Genomic DNA, 16,391 nt, shown 5'->3' on the forward strand with positions numbered 1-16,391 from the left:
TTAATTTCATCCATCGCATTTCAGGAGAATTAGAATGTTCGCCAACCTGCCGCTCAACGCCCTGCGTGCCTTCGAGGCAGCCGCGCGGCTGCTCAGTTTCAAGGCGGCTGCGGCGGAGCTGTCGGTGACGCCTACGGCGGTCTCCCATCAGATTCGATCCCTGGAGACCTGGCTGGGGCTGGTGCTGTTCGAGCGCCTGCCACGCCAGGTACGCCTCACCGACGGCGGGCAACGCTTGTTCCACAGCCTGCACGGGGCATTGCTGGAGGTGGCGCAAAGCGTCGACACCCTGCGCCCGCAACGCAGCAACAGCCACCTGACACTGTCCACCACCGCAGCGTTTGCCGCCCTGTGGCTGGTGCCTCGCCTGGGACGTTTTTATGCGCGTCACCCGAACATCAACGTGCGCCTGGACACCCACTGCGAAGTGATCGACCTGCACCAGGACGCCAGCGTCGACCTGGTGGTGCGCTACAGCCTGGACGCCTACCCGAACCTGTACGGCATGTGCCTGTTCGATGAAAGCTTCGGGGTCTATGGCTCGCCTGAACAGGTGGCCCTGGCGGCACGGCAGGTGCCGACGCTGATCAGCGTGCATTGGCACAACTCCAAGCTGTACGCCCACGGCTGGGATGCCTGGTGCGCCCAGGCCGGGGAGAACTGGCTCAACCGGCAGCCATGCATGCGCGAGTACGACGAGGAGCATTATGCCTTGCAAGCGGCGATTGCCGGGCAGGGCCTGGTGCTGGCGAGCAATATCCTGGCCTCTGAAAGCATCGCCAGCGGCTTGCTGGTGGGCTATCGCCCGGACGTCCAGGTCAATGGCGCCGGCTACAGCGCCCTGTGCGTCCCGGGCCGCGAACGCCATCCGCCGGTACGGGCGTTCTTCCAGTGGCTAGGGGAGGAAGCCCGGCTGTCCGGCTATGCGCTGAAAAACTCGGTAAAACTTTTTCAGGACCGTGTCACTCAGACTTAGAGTGATCGCGCCATCAGAGCGTGACGCTCCCACCGGATCAGCCTCCAGGAGAACGAGATGAGCGACATGCACTTATCCGATGTAACCACCCTGCGCGAACGTGCACGGCAGAACGTGCAGAACGGCGCAGTGACCGAAGGCTACGGCGCCGATCGGCAGGAAGTTGTCCGCCTGCTCAACGAAGCGCTGGCCACCGAACTGGTCTGCGTGCTGCGCTACAAGCGCCACTACTTCATGGCCACCGGCCTCAAGGCCAGCGTGGCGGCCAGTGAATTCCTCGAGCACGCGAACCAGGAAGCCGAACACGCCGACAAACTCGCCGAACGCATCGTGCAATTGGGCGGCGAGCCGGAGTTCAACCCCGACCTGTTGACCCGCAATTCCCACGCCCAGTACGTGGCGGGCAACACCCTCAAGGAAATGGTGTACGAGGACCTGGTGGCCGAACGGATCGCCATCGACAGCTATCGGGAAATCATCCAGTACATCGGCGAAAAAGACCCAACCACCCGGCGCATCTTCGAAGACATCCTGGCCCAGGAAGAAGAGCATGCCGATGACATGGCCGATATCCTGGCTGATCTCTAGTACCGCCATCGCGAGCAGGCTCGCTCCCACAGGGGACCGCACTCTTCCTGAAGAAACTCGGTCGAATGTGGGAGCGAGCCTGCTCGCGATGGGGCCGGCAGTATCATTGCAAGGCTCGGCTACCGGGTCGGCTTGACCGTCACCGGCGCCTTGCCCGCCTTCATCTGCTCCAGCAGCGGCGCGCACTGGTTCGGCTCACCGCCGCTTGGCGCTACCAGCGCGAGCAGGCCGGCGGCCGGTGCAGCGATCACACCCAACGCCACCATCCCGGCGCCGCGCAGCATCAGCGGCACCGCCTTGACCCCGGCGGCGGGCTTGGCGAACGGGCCGCGGACGTACAACGGCGAGCGCAGGGAAATCAGGCGCCAGCCCTTGGACTCGGGGGTGATGGTCAGGTCCAGCTGTTCATTTGCCATGTTCGCCGTGCCGTCGATGTAGATGATCGCGTTCTCGGTATCGAACACGAACAGGCGCGTGGTCGCCAGGCCCGTCTTGATGTCGAAGTCCGCCGCCGCGCAGTTGATCTTCACTTCCTTGTCGCCAAAGATTTTTCCCACCACGTAGTTGCCGACGTTCAGCCCCGCCAGCTCCATCAGCTCACGACTGATGGCGCCATCGTTGATGAGCATTTTCAACGTGCCATTGGAGGTGCCCAGCAACGCCGCCACCGAATTGCCGCGCCCGGTGATATCGGCATCGCCGTTCAATTCGCCGAAGCTGGTTTTCATCGGCTCAAAACCGGGGAACAGCTGCTTGAGCTTGAAACCGCGCGCCGTCAGCTTGGCCTGGCCCTCAAGGGGCTGGGTATGGCCGTTGAGGCGGATCTGCGCATCGAGGCGGCCACCGGCTACGCCGAAGCGCAGGGGCTCGAGGCTCAACTGCCCATCGTTGAGCACCAGATGGGTGTAAAGGTCGGTGAACGGCAACTGCTCGCTATGGACGATGCGCTTGCCGGTGAACTCCACATCGGCGTCCATCACGCTCCAGCGCTCGGTGCGAAACTCTTCCACGGGCAAGACCTTGCCGGTCGGCTGCTTGCTGGCGCCGCCCCGGGCTTTTTGCTCGGTATTGGAGTCAGCACCGATCAGCGGCGCCAGATCACTGAACAGCAGTTGATTGGAGACCAGCGCGCCACTGAGTTTCGGCCGGGGCTGGCTGGCGACATAGGCCAGGTCGCCATGGATATCGCTGTCGCCGATCTTGCCGTTGAACGCCTCATAGCGAAACAGCGCCCCACCCGGCTCATGCAGCTTGGCAATCAAGCGGCCATCGGTGGCATAAGGCGGCGAATCCGGCAGGGTCACGCCTGTCAGCGGGTAGAGATGGGCCAGGCTGTTGCCAGCCAGTTTCAAGCGCAAGTCCAGGGCCCCGAGGTTCATCGGGTCGGTGAGGGTGCCGGCCAGTTCGACGCGGGTCTCGGCGATCTTCGCCTGGGCCTGGAGCGGAAAGGGTCGTGACGCATCCTGCAATGCCAGCAAACCACCAACCTTGCCGGAGCCGGCCAGGGCTTGCCCATGATACTGCCCGTCGACCTTGAAGGCGAACGCGTAGTCCTGCGGTGTCGCGCCCTGGTCCTGGGCTTTTTTGGCAGCCTTGTCACCGACGATATCGCTGAACGGGATGGGTTTGCCCAACGGGTCGATCAACAGGTCGAGCCGGGTCTTGAGCGTCTGGTCGTCAAGGGTGACGTGGCCTTTGTCGAAGCCGATGGCACCGATGTCCACCACCCAGCTGGACGGCTCGGCGTCCGGGTCTTTCGGATCGAACTGGAAGGTCCAGTTGGCGCGCCCATCAGCCAGACGTTGCAGGTTGGCGTCGGGCTCCGTCAGGTCGATGCGCGGAATCGCTACCCGCCGGGCCAGCAAGGCCAAGGGCGACACGCGCAACTCAACACGTTTTAGCGTGACCATTTGCGGAGTTTTCGACCACTCCGGGTTGCCCAGGCTCAAGTCCTCGGCCACCACATGGGGCCACGGCAACCAGGCTCGCCAGCCCCCTTCCTCCGGCTCACGCTGCCAGGCCACCGCCAGGTTGCCGTTAATGGCAAAGGGGCGATGCAACTCCTCGGAAACCTTGGCATTGAGCGTGGGCTTGATGCGGTTCCAGTCGAAGAAGGCGATGACCAGGACCAGCACGGCCAGCAGGACAACAAGGCTGGCAAAGCTCCAGGCGAGGATTTTCGAGGTGCGCGTCATGCACAAGGCTCCTGATGACAAGTCAGCGTCCGCAACCGCGACGCCACTGGGAACACGACCCTGCAGTCGGTTCGTTATGAAGGGTTGGACTGGCAAAGCGGCCCACAGGTGCCGATGAACGGCACAAAAAAAGCAACAATCCTGACCGATCAGCCAACAAACCGTTACCGCGCCCGCACATTTGCGAGGCGGAGATGGGTACAAAATACCCACCTCGGTGCAAAACCACACCTCGGAAACGCCCGTTCTAGAGCCTTCGCCCAGAACAATCAATTCCGTTGATTATTACCATTGCGTTTATGAACTTTTATATCGACTTATCGAGAGTAGCATTGCCCTCGTACCCACTTTATCGCCCTCCCAAGGAGCAACGATCATGAAACGCCAATTACTGATGAGCCTGTCCCTTTCACTGCTGGCCTCGACTGCCTTTGCATTGCCAGCTTCCGAACAAGCCACGCCACAGGTCAAGGACAGCCATTCTGTCTACAGCCAGACTGTTGCCGAAGGCGGCCGTGATCGCCTGGAAGAAAAAGGTCTCGCTGAGGACGGTTATGACCGCACCAAACAAAGCGATACCGTTGCAGCTGATGGTTCCGACCGCACTCCAGGCCAGACCTTGGCAGCCGACGGTTCCGACCGCACTCCAGGCCAGACCTTGGCAGCTGACGGTTCCGACCGCACTCCAGGCCAGACCTTGGCAGCTGACGGTTCCGACCGCACTCCAGGCCAAACCTTGGCAGCTGACGGTTCCGACCGCACTCCAGGCCAGACCTTGGCAGCTGACGGTTCCGACCGCACTCCAGGCCAGACCTTGGCAGCTGACGGTTCCGACCGCACTCCAGGCCAGACCCTCGCCGAAGACGGTTCTTCCCGCACTAAAATGGGCGATACCGTGGCCGAAGGCGGTGGTGACCGTGTGATCGAACGCAACGGCGCAGTGAGCTGAGCCCATGGCGGCCCTGAAAAAAGCCCGATTCCTGCAATCGGGCTTTTGACTTTTCAAGCACTTCGTTTTCCCCGCCTGATCCCTCTCTACCGTTCGACGTCGGCAAAGCCGATTTGCTAGAGTGCGTCGCTCCCGTGAATCAGAAGCCAGCCTTGCGATGCTGCCCCGCGCCGAACAGAAACAACAGACCCGAATTGCCCTGATGGACGCAGCCCGCCATTTGATGGAGTGCGGCCGGGGGTTCGGCAGCCTGAGCCTGCGGGAAGTCGCCAAGACGGCAGGCATCGTGCCCACCGGGTTCTACCGGCACTTCGACGACATGGACCAACTGGGCCTGGCACTGGTCAGTGAAGTCGGCCAGACCTTCCGCGAAACCATCCGCCTGGTACGCCACAACGAATTCGTCATGGGCGGTATTATCGACGCGTCAGTGCGGATCTTTCTCGATGTGGTGCAGGCCAACCGATCGCAGTTCCTGTTCCTGGCCCGCGAGCAATACGGCGGCTCCCTGCCGGTGCGCCAGGCCATCGCCCAACTGCGCGAATACATCAGTTCGGACCTGGCAGCCGACCTGGCCTTGATGCCCAAGTTGCAGCACCTGGACCTGGCCGCCCTGGGCGTGATGGCCGATCTCATCGTCAAGAGCGTGTTCGCCACCCTGCCGGACATCATCGACCCACCCGCCCAAGCCCTCCCCGAACACCTCACGCCCCAGGCGAAGATTACCCAGCAACTGCGGTTCATCTTTATTGGCCTCAAGCATTGGCAAGGGCTGGGCAGTACCGAATAACCCCGATGTACCCACTGTGGGAGCGAGCCTGCTCGCGATAGCGGTGGGTCAGCCACCATCAATGCCGCTGAAAGACCGCTATCGCTCCCACAGGTTTTTTGTGCAAGACGCAAAATGGTGCGCGGCAGCCCGTCACGCACCAACATGGCACGCAATCCGCCCCATCCTGAAACGCAATCCCAGCTATTTCCTACATATCATTCGGTTGGCAAGCCCCTTGCTCTAAACACAGCACTGTTCATTGCTGGAAGCACTCCGATGCTGGTGATTCATCGCAGAATCGACACTCAACCGCGCTGGGACGCCGAGCTGCACCTGACCTTTGACGCCCGCAGCAAAAGCCGCCTGCGCTGTTTCAGTGCCGAGGGTGAAGATGTGGGGTTGTTCCTGGAACGAGGCCAACCGCCGCTGTACGACGGCGAATGCCTGCAAGCTGAAGATGGGCGCGTCGTACGCGTTTGCGCCCGCGCCGAACAACTGCTGCATGTCACCTGCGCCAACGCCTTCGAACTGACCCGCGCCGCCTATCACCTGGGCAATCGCCATGTCGCCTTACAAGTGGGCGATGGCTGGTTGCGCCTGCTGGACGACTACGTGCTCAAGGCGATGCTCGAACAATTGGGCGCCCGCGCCGAATCCATCGAAGCCCCGTTCCAGCCGGAACACGGCGCCTATGGCGGCGGTCACCATCACTCCCGGCACGGCGACGAAGATTTCAACTACGCGCCGCGCCTGCATCAGTTTGGCGTGCGCACATGAACCCGGCCTGGGCGCTGCTGCGTCTGGCCAGCCCGCAGCTGCCGATTGGCGGCTACAGCTATTCCCAGGGACTGGAGATGGCGGTGGACAACGGCCAGGTCAAGAATCCCGACGACGCCCGTCGCTGGATCAGCGATCAACTGCTGCTGAACCTGGCGCGTTTCGAAGCGCCCTTGTTGCTGGCGCACTGCAGCGCAGCCGCCGCTGACGATTGGGACGCCCTGCTGCTGCATTGCGAAGAACATCGCGCCAGCCGGGAAACCCGTGAGCTGTATCAGGAGAGCCGGCAGATGGGCTACTCGTTGCAGCAACTGCTTGCCGGCCTGCCGGAACTCGACGGTGCCGCGCGCGGTTTTCTTGAACAGCTCAGTCTCCAACAACGCAGCGAGCCGCACCTGGCGCTGTGCTGGGCCCTGGCGGCGCGCGCCTGGCACATCGCTCCCCAGGACGCCCTCGCCGCCTGGCTGTGGAGCTGGCTGGAAAACCAACTGGCGGTGCTGATGAAAACCCTGCCTCTGGGCCAGCAAGCCGCCCAACGCCTGACCAGCGAGCTGCTGCCGCTGCTGCAACAGGCCCAGCACAACGCCTCGAACATCGACCCCGACCATTACGGCAGCGCCGCATTTGGCCTGTCCCTGGCGTGCATGGCCCATGAGCGCCAGTACAGCCGTCTGTTCCGTTCCTAGGAGACACTCATGAATACACAACCTCTGCGCGTCGGTATCGGCGGCCCGGTAGGTTCCGGCAAGACCGCCCTGACCCTGGCCCTGTGCCTGGCGCTACGTGAACGCTACAACCTGGCAGTGGTCACCAACGACATCTATACCCGCGAAGACGCCGACTTCCTGGTGCGCAACGAGGCCCTGGCGCCGGAGCGGATCATCGGCGTGGAAACCGGCGGCTGCCCGCACACGGCGATTCGCGAAGATGCGTCGATCAACCTGGAGGCGGTGGACCAGTTGAACCGGCGCTTCCCGGGCTTGGACCTGATTCTGGTGGAGTCGGGCGGCGACAACCTGTCGGCGACCTTCAGCCCGGAGCTGTCGGACCTGACCATCTATGTGATCGACGTCTCGGCCGGTGACAAGCTGCCGCGCAAGGGCGGGCCGGGCATCTGCAAATCCGACTTGCTGGTGATCAATAAAATCGACCTGGCACCGCTGGTGGGGGCGTCCCTGGAAATGATGGACAGCGACACCCGGCGGATGCGCAACGGCAAGCCCTTCGTGTTCAGCAACCAGAAGACCGGCCAGGGCCTGGACGACATCATTGCGTTCATCGAGCGCCAGGGCCTGCTGACCGCCGCCTGATTTTTTCCGACTGACCACAAGGAAGCTTATCCATGACCTTCAAACGCATTCTCGGCGCCCTCGCCCTGCTGCTGACCCCAGCCCTGGCCTTCGCCCATCCCGGCCATGGCGACAATGGCCTGATCGCCGGCCTCGGCCACCCCATCGGCGGGCTCGACCACTTGCTGGCGATGCTGGCGGTCGGTTTGTGGGCCGCACAACAACAAGGTGCCGCGCGCTGGGCGCTGCCATGCACCTTCGTCGGTACGATGCTGCTCGGCGGCCTGCTGGGCTTTGAAGGCCTGGACCTGCCAGCGTTGGAAAGCGGGATCGCCGCCTCGGTACTCGCCCTGGGCCTGGCGGTGGCACTGGCGGTGCGTCCGCCGTTGAGCCTGGCAGTCGGTGCGACGGCACTGTTTGCGCTGTTCCATGGCGTGGCCCATGGCTTGGAACTGCCGGACATGTCGAGCCCGTGGGCCTATGCGGCAGGGTTCGTCGCGGCGACAGCGGCGCTGCATGGCGCCGGGTTTGCCCTGGTGCGGGTGCTGCCACGAGCGGCGGCTCCATTGGTTCGATTGGCCGGGGCAGCTTCGGCGGCGGCTGGGGTCTGGTTGCTGGCGGGCTGATTCTTTAGCGCCTGCCAGGCCGCTATCGCGAGCAAGCTCGCTCCCACAGTTGATCGGGTACACCAGCCCCTGTGGGAGCCAGCCTGCTTCCACACTTTAATCGGTGTACACCGCACCCTGTGGGAGCGAGCTTGCTCGCGATGACGGACTTGCAGGCGCCATCTCTCTGAAGTCGGTCACTCTGCTACCATGTCGCGCAATCGCCCCCAGCCGTGACGACGTCCGCCAATGCCTCATGCTTCCCGCCCCACTCCCCAGCCTGAATTGACCGCCCTGTTCGCAACGGTGCGTCAGCATTTTCACGACGTGATCGTGCCGATGTGGCAAGGCCCGGGCTGGAATGCCGAACTGGCGTTGCCCTATGAATCCCTGGATGCAGAACATGTGCCGCTGCCACCCCAGCGTTACCGCGCCATGGCCTGTGCGCGGCAGTTGTATGTGTTCGCCAGCCTGATCGGCGAAGTGCCCCAGGCCGAGGAGCGAGCCAGTGCACTGTTCCGCTCGCTGCAGCGTCATTTCCACGATGCCGAACACGGCGGCTGGTTCTACAGCATCGACCCGCAAGGCGCGCCGCTGGACACCGGCAAAGACCTCTACACCCACGCCTTTATCCTGTTCGCCTGCGCCCATTACTGGGGCAAGGTCCGCGAACCGCTGGTGGAGTCAGTGCTCAACGCGAGCCTGGAGGTCATTGCCCAGCGCTTTGCCAGCGCAGACGGGCTCTACGAAGCCAGCCTCAAGCGCGACTGGTCGACGACCGGATCCGGCCCGTTGCAAAACCCCTTGATGCACCTGGCCGAAGCGTTCCTCGCCACCCTGTCGGTTCGCGAAGACGCCAACGTCCGCCAGGCGTTGCTGAGCCTTTGCGACGGGATGTCCAAGCAGTTCATCGAGCCGCAGCAACGCGTGATGATGGAGAAGCCGCTCAAGGCTGTGGATAACTGGTTCGAACCGGGACACCAGTTCGAATGGTATTACTTGCTGGCCTCATCGCCCCTGTTGCGCAACGGCAAGTTGCACACAGCCCTGGAGCACAGCTTCGGCCATACCGAACAGCGCGGCGTAGCCCCGGACTCCGGCGCTGTGTGTGCAATGCTGGCCTTGGGGTCCCAGGCAGGCCCACGCGATGCCACCCAACGCATCTGGGCCCAGGCGGAATACTTGCGGGCACTCACCTTGCGCCCGGGCAGCCAAGGATTGCTGCTGCGTCAATTGCAGGCGCTGCAGCAGCATTTCCTGCATGCCAAGGGCTGGAACGAATGCCTGGACGCCGACGGCATCGTCAGCCGCCGGGACATGCCGTCCACCACGCCGTATCACCTGCTGACCTGCTATCGCGGGCTAGCCGATTATCTAGGCTGATTGGCAAACCGCTATCGCGGGCAAGCCTTGCTCCCACAGGGATTTGAGCAGCCCTGCTCTCAGAGATGAATCAAACCTGTGGGAGCAAGGCTTGCCCGCGATGAACGATAACGCGCTCTTATGTTTTGTTGCGTTCAATGGCAAACCCGGCCCAGGTCTGGCTCACCGGCATCAGCTCCAGGCTGTTGATGTTGATGTGCGCTGGCGCATTGAGCACCCAGAAAATCGTATCGGCGATGTCCTGTGGCTGGATCGGCTCGGCGCCGGCGTAGGTCGCGTTGTAGCGCTCCTGGTCGCCACCGAAGCGCACCAGGGAGAACTCGCTCTCGCACAGGCCCGGCTCAATATTGCTCACCCGCACGCCCGTGCCTTGCAGGTCGCAACGCAGGTTCAGGGAGAACTGTTTGACGAACGCCTTGCTCGCGCCATACACGTGGCTGCCCGGGTACGGGTAGTTGCCGGCGATGGAGCCCAGGTTGACGATCCCGGCCCCACGGCCGTGGGCGATCAGGCGCGGCAACAGCAGGCGAGTGCTGTAGATCAGCCCTTTTACATTGGTGTCGACCATGGTGTCCCAGTCATCGAGGTCGCACTTGGGTGCCGGGTCGACGCCCAGGGCCAGGCCGGCGTTGTTGATCAGCCCGCGCAATTTGGCGAAGGATGGCGGCAGGTTGGCGATTGCCTCTTCCATGGCCTTGCGATCACGCACGTCCAAAACCAAGCCATGGACTTCAGTCTGCTTCGACAGCTCGGCACAGAGGGCATTGAGGCGTTCTTCACGACGACCGGTCAGCACCAGTTTCCAACCGGCCTCGGCAAAACGACGGGCACAGGCTTCACCAAAACCGGACGTCGCGCCGGTAATAAACAGGGTGTCAGACATCGTGTTCTCCTTGTTTGAACTTCAACAGCCATTGAATGGAAATCGGCCCACAGCATGCCCGCCCTGGCACGGTAGGAGCAAGACTTGCACACGGCTTTTGCCCCACGACTGCTCATAAAACAACCAATCAACGCCAGGCCTTGCCAAACAAGGGCCGCAGCCGGTTGCCCGCACCTTATCCACAGGCACGTCCACAGTAATCGGGGGCAAGTGCAAAACCTGCAAGCCGCTGTGCATAAGGCTTTGCGGGGTATTTGGAAAATTTTTTCGCTTGACCCTGCAAGTGAGGTTGTGCAGCGCAAGTTATCTGCTATAAGCCAACGCGAGATGGGCGATGGCTCCAAGCCAGTAACGACGGTGCTCAGCGCGGTCTTTCCAGAGTTTAATCACAGACTTATCCACAGGCTTGCCCACCGATTTTCGAGTCCATTGCGGCGCTCATAAAAGTGTTGACAACCGTCACTCCCGCTTGAGCAAAAACGCCTGATCAAAAAACAACCACAGCCCTGGAAGCCACGTATTCAAAGGCTCGCAGCCAGCTACTCCCACGTTACCCACAGCCAGCTCCACAGCAAACGGGGACAAGTCAAAACCGTGACAAAACAACTGTTTGCGGCGACTTTATGTCGCGGTTTCGCAAGGGTTCAGGATTGTTGTCCACAATTGCAAAAACGCATAAAAACCCTGTGGGAGCGAGCTTGCTCGCGATGGCTGTCTGTCAGTGCCATGGAGAGTGGCTGACACGCCGCTATCGCGAGCAAGCTCGCTCCCACAGGGGTTGGTGGTGTTCTGGGGATATAAAAAAACCGGCGATCACTCGCCGGTTATTTTCATTGCAACAACCGCCTCAATGCCCGCCCAGGTACGCGTTGCGCACTTCCTCGTTGGCGAGCAGCTCCTTGCCCGTGCCGGTCAGGCGGATTTCGCCGTTGACCATCACATAGGCCCGGTCCGACAGCTTGAGGGCATGGTTGGCGTTCTGCTCCACCAGGAAGATGGTCATCCCGGTGGACGCCAGCTCACGCAGGGTGGCGAAGATCTGCTTCACCACGATTGGCGCCAGCCCCAGGCTCGGCTCATCGAGCAGCAACAACTTTGGCCGGCTCATCAATGCCCGGGCAATGGCGAGCATCTGCTGCTCGCCGCCGGACATGGTCATGGCCCGCTGGTTGCGGCGCTCCTTGAGCCGTGGAAACAGCTCGAACATGCGCTGCATGTCTTCACTGGCATGCTTGTCACCGATGGGGATGGTGCCCATCAGCAGGTTTTCCTCGACGGTCATGTCCGGGAATACCCGCCGCCCTTCCGGCGACTGCGCGATGCCATGGGAGGCGATGTAATGGGACGACTTGTGGGTGATGTCCACACCCTGGTAGATGATCTGCCCGCCTGCTGCACGCGGCTGGCCGAAGATCGACATGAGCAACGTGGACTTGCCGGCACCGTTGGAGCCGATCAGGCTCACGGTTTCACCTTCGCCAATGTGCATCGAGACTTTTTTCAGGGCCTGGATCGGCCCGTAGAACACGTCCAGCTCCTTGAGCTCGAGGATAGGTCCACTCATACCAGTTCCTCTTCATCGGCACCCAGGTAGGCCGCGATCACCTTCGGATCGTTGCGAATCGCCTCCGGACCGCCCTCGGCGATCACGTTGCCGTGGTCCAGCACCACGATGTGGTCGGAAATGCTCATTACCATGCCCATGTCGTGTTCGATCAGCACCACGGTCAGATCATGCTCGTCGCGCAGCAGCCGGATCATCGCGCTCAGCGCTTCGGTTTCCTGAGGGTTGAGGCCGGCGGCCGGTTCGTCGAGGCAGATGATCTGCGGGCGGGTACACATGGCCCGGGCGATCTCCAGACGCCGTTGCTGACCGTAGGAAAGCTCGCCCGCCAGGCGGTTGGCGCAATCCACCAGGTCCACCACTTCCAGCCAGTAGAAGGCATGGTCCAGGGCGTCGCTTTCGGCCTTGCGGTAGCCCTTGGTGTTGAGGATACCCGCCACCATGCTGCGGTTGACCCACATGTGCTGGGCCACCAACAGGTTTTCCAGCACCGACATTTCCTTGAACAGGCGAATGTTCTGGAAGGTGCGCGCCAGGCCGGCGCGGTTCACCAGGTGGGTGCCGCCAAACATCTTGTAGTACAGCCGGCTGGCGAAGGACTTCGGCGACACGAAATCAGTCGGGCGAAACGCCTCGCCCAACAGCTTGATGACGTTGGTTTGCTCGCCACGCACGTTGAGTTCGATCTTCCCGCCCGTGGCCTTGTAGAAACCGGTCAGGCAGTTGAACACCGTGGTCTTGCCCGCACCATTGGGGCCGATCAGGGCAAAGATCGAGTTGCGTTTGACTTGCAGGCTGACGTCGCTGAGGGCCCTGATGCCACCGAACTGCATCATCAGGTTTTCAACTTTGAGTACGACTTCGCTCATGGCGCTACCCCCTTGCGCGGCGTCACCCCGGTACGGCTGATACGGATCAGGCCGCGCGGACGCCAGATCATCATCAACACCATCAATACGCCGAACAGCAGCACCCGGTATTCGGAGAAACTGCGCAGCAGCTCCGGCGCCACAGTGAGTACGAAGGCGGCAATCACCACGCCGACCGTCGAGCCCATGCCGCCCAGCACCACGATGGCCAGGATCAGCGCCGACTCGAAGAAGGTGAACGAAGACGGGTTGACGAAGCCCTGGTAACTGGCAAAGAACACCCCTGCCAGGCCCGCCGTGGAGGCGCCAATGGTGAAGGCCGAGAGCTTGACCAGCACATGGTTCAGGCCCATGGAGCGGCAGGCGATTTCATCCTCGCGCAGGGCTTCCCAGGCACGCCCGACTGGCATGCGGGTCAGGCGATGCTTGATATAGAGCACCAGCAGTACCGTGATGAACAGCACGATGTAGATGAACAGGAATTTGATATTGGGGTTGTAGTCGATGCCGAAGAACTCATGGAACGGCACCCCACCATCCTTGGCCCTTCGACCAAACTCCAGGCCGAAAAAGGTTGGCGACGGCACGGGCATGCCATTCGGCCCGCCGGTGAACGACAGCCAGTTGTTGAGTATCAGGCGAATGATCTCGCCAAAACCCAGGGTCACGATGGCCAGGTAGTCACCGTGCATTCGCAACACCGGGAAGCCCAATATGCACCCCGCCATCGCCGCCGCGATGGCCGCCAGTGGCAGTACCGTCCAGAACCCCAGCCCCAGGTATTGATAGCCCAGCGCCAGGCCATAGGCACCGATGGCGTAGAACGCCACGTAACCCAGGTCGAGCAGCCCCGCCAGGCCGACAACGATGTTCAGGCCCAGGCCCAACAGCACATAGATCAGCCCGAGGATGACCACAGTGAGTACGTATTTGTTGGCGAAGAACGGAAACACGATGGCAATCACGATCAACGCCGGGATGACCCAGCGCAGGCGCGACTTGTAGTCCGGTGGCAGCACATGCACGCCGGAGCCGGTACTCTCGAAACCCTGGAGAATCTTCAGTCCCTTGGGAGTTTGCAGGAACAGGCTCAAGGCAAAGCGCCCGATCATCACGATCGCCACCAGCCAGCCGACGCGGGCCGGTTGCAGGTTGAAGCTGTAGCCGTCGAGCACCACGCCGACGATCGGCCCGAACACGATCAGCGAGATCAGGCCGGCCAGGATCGCGTCGATGACGCTCTTTTTGATATCAATCGATTTATTGGCAGCAGACATACTTATACCTTCGCCACGAGTGGGCGACCCAGCAGGCCTTGGGGACGGAAAATCAGAATCAGCACCAGCAGCGAGAAACTGAACACGTCTTTGTAGTCAGAGTTGATCAGACCGGAGAACAGCGACTCGGAAATGCCGAGGATGATCCCGCCGAGCATCGCCCCAGGCAGGGAGCCGATGCCGCCGAGTACCGCCGCGGTGAACGCCTTGATGCCGATGATGAAGCCGGCATAGAAGTCGAACGTGCCGTAGTTCATGGTGATCAGCACGCCGGCCAGGGCCGCCATCGCCGCACCGATGATGAACACGTAGGAAATCACCCGGTCGGTGTTGATCCCCAGGATCGAGGCCATCTTGCGGTCTTGCTGGGTGGCGCGGCACATGCGTCCGAGCTTGGTGTACTTGATGATGTAGGTCAGCAAGCCCATCCCGGCGAACGCGGCAATCAGGATGAAAATCTTGGTGTAGGTGAGCTGGACGAAACCGCTGCCGATATCGACGCGCATGGCGCCTTCGAGCAGTGTCGGGACACCCTGTTGGCGGGCGCCCTGGCTGATCTGCGCGTAGTTCTGCAGGATCAGCGAGATGCCGATGGCACTGATCAGCGGTGCCAGCCGGGTCGAGTTGCGCAGGGGTTTATAGGCGACGCGTTCGATGACCCAGCCATATACCCCGGTGACCACGACCGTGAACACGAGGGTGCCGAGGATCATAAGCGGAAAGGATTCAATACCGAAGTAAGCCAGCAGAGCCAGACTGATTGCCGCGAGGTAAGCGGAAATCATGTAAACCTCGCCGTGAGCGAAGTTGATCATGCCGATGATGCCGTAGACCATTGTGTAGCCGATGGCGATCAGACCATAGACCGACCCGAGGGTCAGGCCATTGATCAGTTGCTGCAGGAAAATACCATCCATAACGCAATCTCACGCAGTGAGAACCTGCACACCCTGGGGTGTGCGGTTCTTCTAAGGAAAATACAGATTTACGTCGGAGCAATGTCAGCCACGACCGACGCGCGGCCCTTGTAAACCGGGGCGTGCCCGGTTCCAAAGAAGGCGTGGACGGTCGCTTCGGCCCTTACTTCTGTTTTTCCAGCTGGTGATACTTGCCGTCCTTGTCCCACTGGTAAACCACGTAGTCGGAGACTTTCAAGTCGCCCTTGGTGTCCCATTCCTTCTTGCCCATCACGGTCTGGACCGAGTTGGCCTTGAGCCACTTGGCCGCGTCTTCGCCCTTATTGGACTTGGCGCCATTGAAGCCGGCGGCCAGGGCCTGGACCGAAGCGTAGGCGTACAGGGTGTAGCCTTCAGGCTCGGTGCCGTTCTTGCGGAACTCTTCAACCACGGCCTTGCTGTCTGGCAGCAGGCGCGGGTCGGCACCAAAGGTCATGTACACGCCATCGACGTATTGCGCGCCGCCGGCGGTGGTGACCAGTTCGTCGGTGACGATGCCATCGTCAGACATGAACTTCACGTCCTTGAGGCCTTGCTCGCGCAACTGGCGAACCAGCGGGCCGGCTTCCGGGTGCAGGCCACCGAAGTAGACCACGTCGGCACCCGCCGCACGGATCTTGGTCACCACGGCGCTGAAGTCTTTCTCGCCGCGGGTCAGGCCTTCGTACAGCACCTCCTTCACGCCACGCTTGGCCAGTTGTGCCTTGGTGGCATCCGCCAGGCCTTGGCCGTAGGTGTCCTTGTCGTGCAGCACGGCCACTTTCTTGCCCTTGAGCACGTCGACGATGTAGTCGCCCGCCACGATGCCCTGCTGGTCGTCACGACCGCACATGCGGAACATGGCGTTCAGGCCGCGCTCGGTGACTGCAGGGTTGGTGGAGCCCGGGGTAATGGCGATGATGCCGGCTTCGTCGTAGACCTCCGAGGCCGGGATGGTGTTGGACGAGCAGAAGTGCCCGACCACGCCGATCACCTTGTCCTGGTCAACCAGGCGGTTGGCCACGGCCACGGCCTGCTTGGGTTCGCAGGCGTCGTCGCCAGCGACCAGTACGATCTTCTCACCGTTGACGCCACCTGCCTTGTTGATGGCATCGGCTGCCGCCTGGGCACCCTTCATGTACTGCTCGCCAAATGCAGCATTGGCGCCGGTCATCGGCCCCGCCACACCAAATTTCACATCAGCTTGAGCAAACGCAGAAACACCCAACGCAGTTGCCACTGCGAGGGCCAGGAAACCTTTCTTGTAAAACGTCTGGGACATGAGGTGGTGCTCCAAGGTTTTTTTAGTTGGCACTGCGACTTCATTTC

At 61.7% G+C, this 16,391-nt stretch carries 16 protein-coding genes; 9 read left to right on the forward strand and 7 right to left on the reverse strand.

Going from position 1 to position 16,391, the window contains the following annotated elements; genetic code table 11:
• Window positions 1-34: 34 nt before the first annotated feature.
• Window positions 35-976 (forward strand): LysR substrate-binding domain-containing protein, encoded by a 942-nt coding sequence (locus F7R20_RS15720; RefSeq protein ID WP_003197322.1) that lies wholly within the window; start codon window positions 35-37, stop codon window positions 974-976.
• A 57-nt stretch (window positions 977-1,033) separates the two neighbouring features.
• Window positions 1,034-1,564 (forward strand): ferritin-like domain-containing protein, encoded by a 531-nt coding sequence (locus F7R20_RS15725; RefSeq protein ID WP_003197320.1) that lies wholly within the window; start codon window positions 1,034-1,036, stop codon window positions 1,562-1,564.
• A 119-nt stretch (window positions 1,565-1,683) separates the two neighbouring features.
• Here F7R20_RS15725 and F7R20_RS15730 read toward each other — a convergent pair whose 3' ends face one another.
• Window positions 1,684-3,759 carry an AsmA family protein gene (locus F7R20_RS15730; RefSeq protein WP_003197318.1) on the reverse strand — a complete coding sequence of 692 codons (2,076 nt, stop codon included), beginning with the start codon at window positions 3,757-3,759 and terminating at the stop codon, window positions 1,684-1,686.
• 376 nt (window positions 3,760-4,135) lie between these two features.
• Here F7R20_RS15730 and F7R20_RS15735 point away from each other — a divergent pair, with 376 nt between their 5' ends.
• The 7 genes from F7R20_RS15735 (at window position 4,136) to F7R20_RS15765 (ending at window position 9,534) form a co-directional block, all read left to right on the forward strand.
• On the forward strand, window positions 4,136-4,708 hold the full coding sequence (locus tag F7R20_RS15735) for a hypothetical protein (protein WP_003197317.1): 573 nt from the start codon (window positions 4,136-4,138) through the stop codon (window positions 4,706-4,708).
• Between the two features lie 157 nt (window positions 4,709-4,865).
• On the forward strand, window positions 4,866-5,498 hold the full coding sequence (locus F7R20_RS15740) for a TetR family transcriptional regulator (protein WP_003197315.1): 633 nt from the start codon (window positions 4,866-4,868) through the stop codon (window positions 5,496-5,498).
• 258 nt (window positions 5,499-5,756) lie between these two features.
• The gene (ureE, locus tag F7R20_RS15745; protein WP_003197313.1) at window positions 5,757-6,257 is read left to right on the forward strand and encodes an urease accessory protein UreE; all 501 of its coding nucleotides are present in this window, start codon (window positions 5,757-5,759) and stop codon (window positions 6,255-6,257) included.
• Entirely contained in the window at window positions 6,254-6,943 is a 690-nt protein-coding gene (locus tag F7R20_RS15750) for an urease accessory protein UreF (protein ID WP_003197311.1), read from the forward strand. Before ureE ends, F7R20_RS15750 begins: the two co-directional genes overlap by 4 nt.
• A 9-nt stretch (window positions 6,944-6,952) precedes the next feature.
• Window positions 6,953-7,567 (forward strand): urease accessory protein UreG, encoded by a 615-nt coding sequence (gene ureG / locus F7R20_RS15755; protein ID WP_003197309.1) that lies wholly within the window; start codon window positions 6,953-6,955, stop codon window positions 7,565-7,567.
• Between the two features lie 32 nt (window positions 7,568-7,599).
• Window positions 7,600-8,172, forward strand: coding sequence for a HupE/UreJ family protein (locus tag F7R20_RS15760; protein WP_003197307.1), 573 nt, complete (start codon window positions 7,600-7,602; stop codon window positions 8,170-8,172).
• A gap of 228 nt (window positions 8,173-8,400) precedes the next feature.
• Window positions 8,401-9,534 (forward strand): AGE family epimerase/isomerase, encoded by a 1,134-nt coding sequence (locus tag F7R20_RS15765; RefSeq protein ID WP_003197305.1) that lies wholly within the window; start codon window positions 8,401-8,403, stop codon window positions 9,532-9,534.
• 118 nt (window positions 9,535-9,652) lie between these two features.
• On the opposite strand, the gene F7R20_RS15770 is transcribed toward F7R20_RS15765, so the two are convergent.
• The 6 genes from F7R20_RS15770 to F7R20_RS15800 form a co-directional block, all read right to left on the reverse strand.
• On the reverse strand, window positions 9,653-10,417 hold the full coding sequence (locus F7R20_RS15770) for an SDR family oxidoreductase (protein WP_003197302.1): 765 nt from the start codon (window positions 10,415-10,417) through the stop codon (window positions 9,653-9,655).
• 847 nt (window positions 10,418-11,264) lie between these two features.
• Window positions 11,265-11,981 (reverse strand): ABC transporter ATP-binding protein, encoded by a 717-nt coding sequence (locus tag F7R20_RS15780; protein WP_003197300.1) that lies wholly within the window; start codon window positions 11,979-11,981, stop codon window positions 11,265-11,267.
• On the reverse strand, window positions 11,978-12,850 hold the full coding sequence (locus tag F7R20_RS15785) for an ABC transporter ATP-binding protein (RefSeq protein WP_003197298.1): 873 nt from the start codon (window positions 12,848-12,850) through the stop codon (window positions 11,978-11,980). The genes F7R20_RS15780 and F7R20_RS15785 overlap by 4 nt, the downstream gene beginning before the upstream one ends.
• Complete coding sequence (gene livM, locus F7R20_RS15790) at window positions 12,847-14,127, reverse strand: high-affinity branched-chain amino acid ABC transporter permease LivM (RefSeq protein ID WP_003197297.1); 1,281 nt, start codon at window positions 14,125-14,127, stop codon at window positions 12,847-12,849. The genes F7R20_RS15785 and livM overlap by 4 nt, the downstream gene beginning before the upstream one ends.
• A 2-nt stretch (window positions 14,128-14,129) precedes the next feature.
• Complete coding sequence (locus F7R20_RS15795) at window positions 14,130-15,044, reverse strand: ABC transporter permease subunit (RefSeq protein ID WP_003197295.1); 915 nt, start codon at window positions 15,042-15,044, stop codon at window positions 14,130-14,132.
• 163 nt (window positions 15,045-15,207) lie between these two features.
• The gene (locus F7R20_RS15800) at window positions 15,208-16,344 is read right to left on the reverse strand and encodes an ABC transporter substrate-binding protein (RefSeq protein ID WP_003197293.1); all 1,137 of its coding nucleotides are present in this window, start codon (window positions 16,342-16,344) and stop codon (window positions 15,208-15,210) included.
• Window positions 16,345-16,391: the final 47 nt, after the last annotated feature.

Source organism: Pseudomonas brassicacearum subsp. brassicacearum (genome assembly GCF_008801605.1).
GTDB classification, from domain to species: Bacteria; Pseudomonadota; Gammaproteobacteria; order Pseudomonadales; family Pseudomonadaceae; genus Aquipseudomonas; species Aquipseudomonas brassicacearum.

Excerpts from the sequence above, each read along its gene's own strand:
- F7R20_RS15765 (WP_003197305.1), top strand. The coding sequence starts at position 8,401 with ATGCCTCATGCTTCCCGCCCCACTCCCCAGCCTGAATTGACCGCCCTG.
- F7R20_RS15750 (WP_003197311.1), top strand. The coding sequence starts at position 6,254 with ATGAACCCGGCCTGGGCGCTGCTGCGTCTGGCCAGCCCGCAGCTGCCG.
- F7R20_RS15785 (WP_003197298.1), bottom strand. The coding sequence starts at position 12,850 with ATGAGCGAAGTCGTACTCAAAGTTGAAAACCTGATGATGCAGTTCGGT.
- F7R20_RS15760 (WP_003197307.1), top strand. The coding sequence starts at position 7,600 with ATGACCTTCAAACGCATTCTCGGCGCCCTCGCCCTGCTGCTGACCCCA.
- ureG (WP_003197309.1), top strand. The coding sequence starts at position 6,953 with ATGAATACACAACCTCTGCGCGTCGGTATCGGCGGCCCGGTAGGTTCC.
- ureE (WP_003197313.1), top strand. The coding sequence starts at position 5,757 with ATGCTGGTGATTCATCGCAGAATCGACACTCAACCGCGCTGGGACGCC.
- F7R20_RS15735 (WP_003197317.1), top strand. The coding sequence starts at position 4,136 with ATGAAACGCCAATTACTGATGAGCCTGTCCCTTTCACTGCTGGCCTCG.
- F7R20_RS15800 (WP_003197293.1), bottom strand. The coding sequence starts at position 16,344 with ATGTCCCAGACGTTTTACAAGAAAGGTTTCCTGGCCCTCGCAGTGGCA.
- livM (WP_003197297.1), bottom strand. The coding sequence starts at position 14,127 with ATGTCTGCTGCCAATAAATCGATTGATATCAAAAAGAGCGTCATCGAC.
- F7R20_RS15725 (WP_003197320.1), top strand. The coding sequence starts at position 1,034 with ATGAGCGACATGCACTTATCCGATGTAACCACCCTGCGCGAACGTGCA.
- F7R20_RS15795 (WP_003197295.1), bottom strand. The coding sequence starts at position 15,044 with ATGGATGGTATTTTCCTGCAGCAACTGATCAATGGCCTGACCCTCGGG.
- F7R20_RS15720 (WP_003197322.1), top strand. The coding sequence starts at position 35 with ATGTTCGCCAACCTGCCGCTCAACGCCCTGCGTGCCTTCGAGGCAGCC.
- F7R20_RS15780 (WP_003197300.1), bottom strand. The coding sequence starts at position 11,981 with ATGAGTGGACCTATCCTCGAGCTCAAGGAGCTGGACGTGTTCTACGGG.
- F7R20_RS15730 (WP_003197318.1), bottom strand. The coding sequence starts at position 3,759 with ATGACGCGCACCTCGAAAATCCTCGCCTGGAGCTTTGCCAGCCTTGTT.
- F7R20_RS15740 (WP_003197315.1), top strand. The coding sequence starts at position 4,866 with ATGCTGCCCCGCGCCGAACAGAAACAACAGACCCGAATTGCCCTGATG.
- F7R20_RS15770 (WP_003197302.1), bottom strand. The coding sequence starts at position 10,417 with ATGTCTGACACCCTGTTTATTACCGGCGCGACGTCCGGTTTTGGTGAA.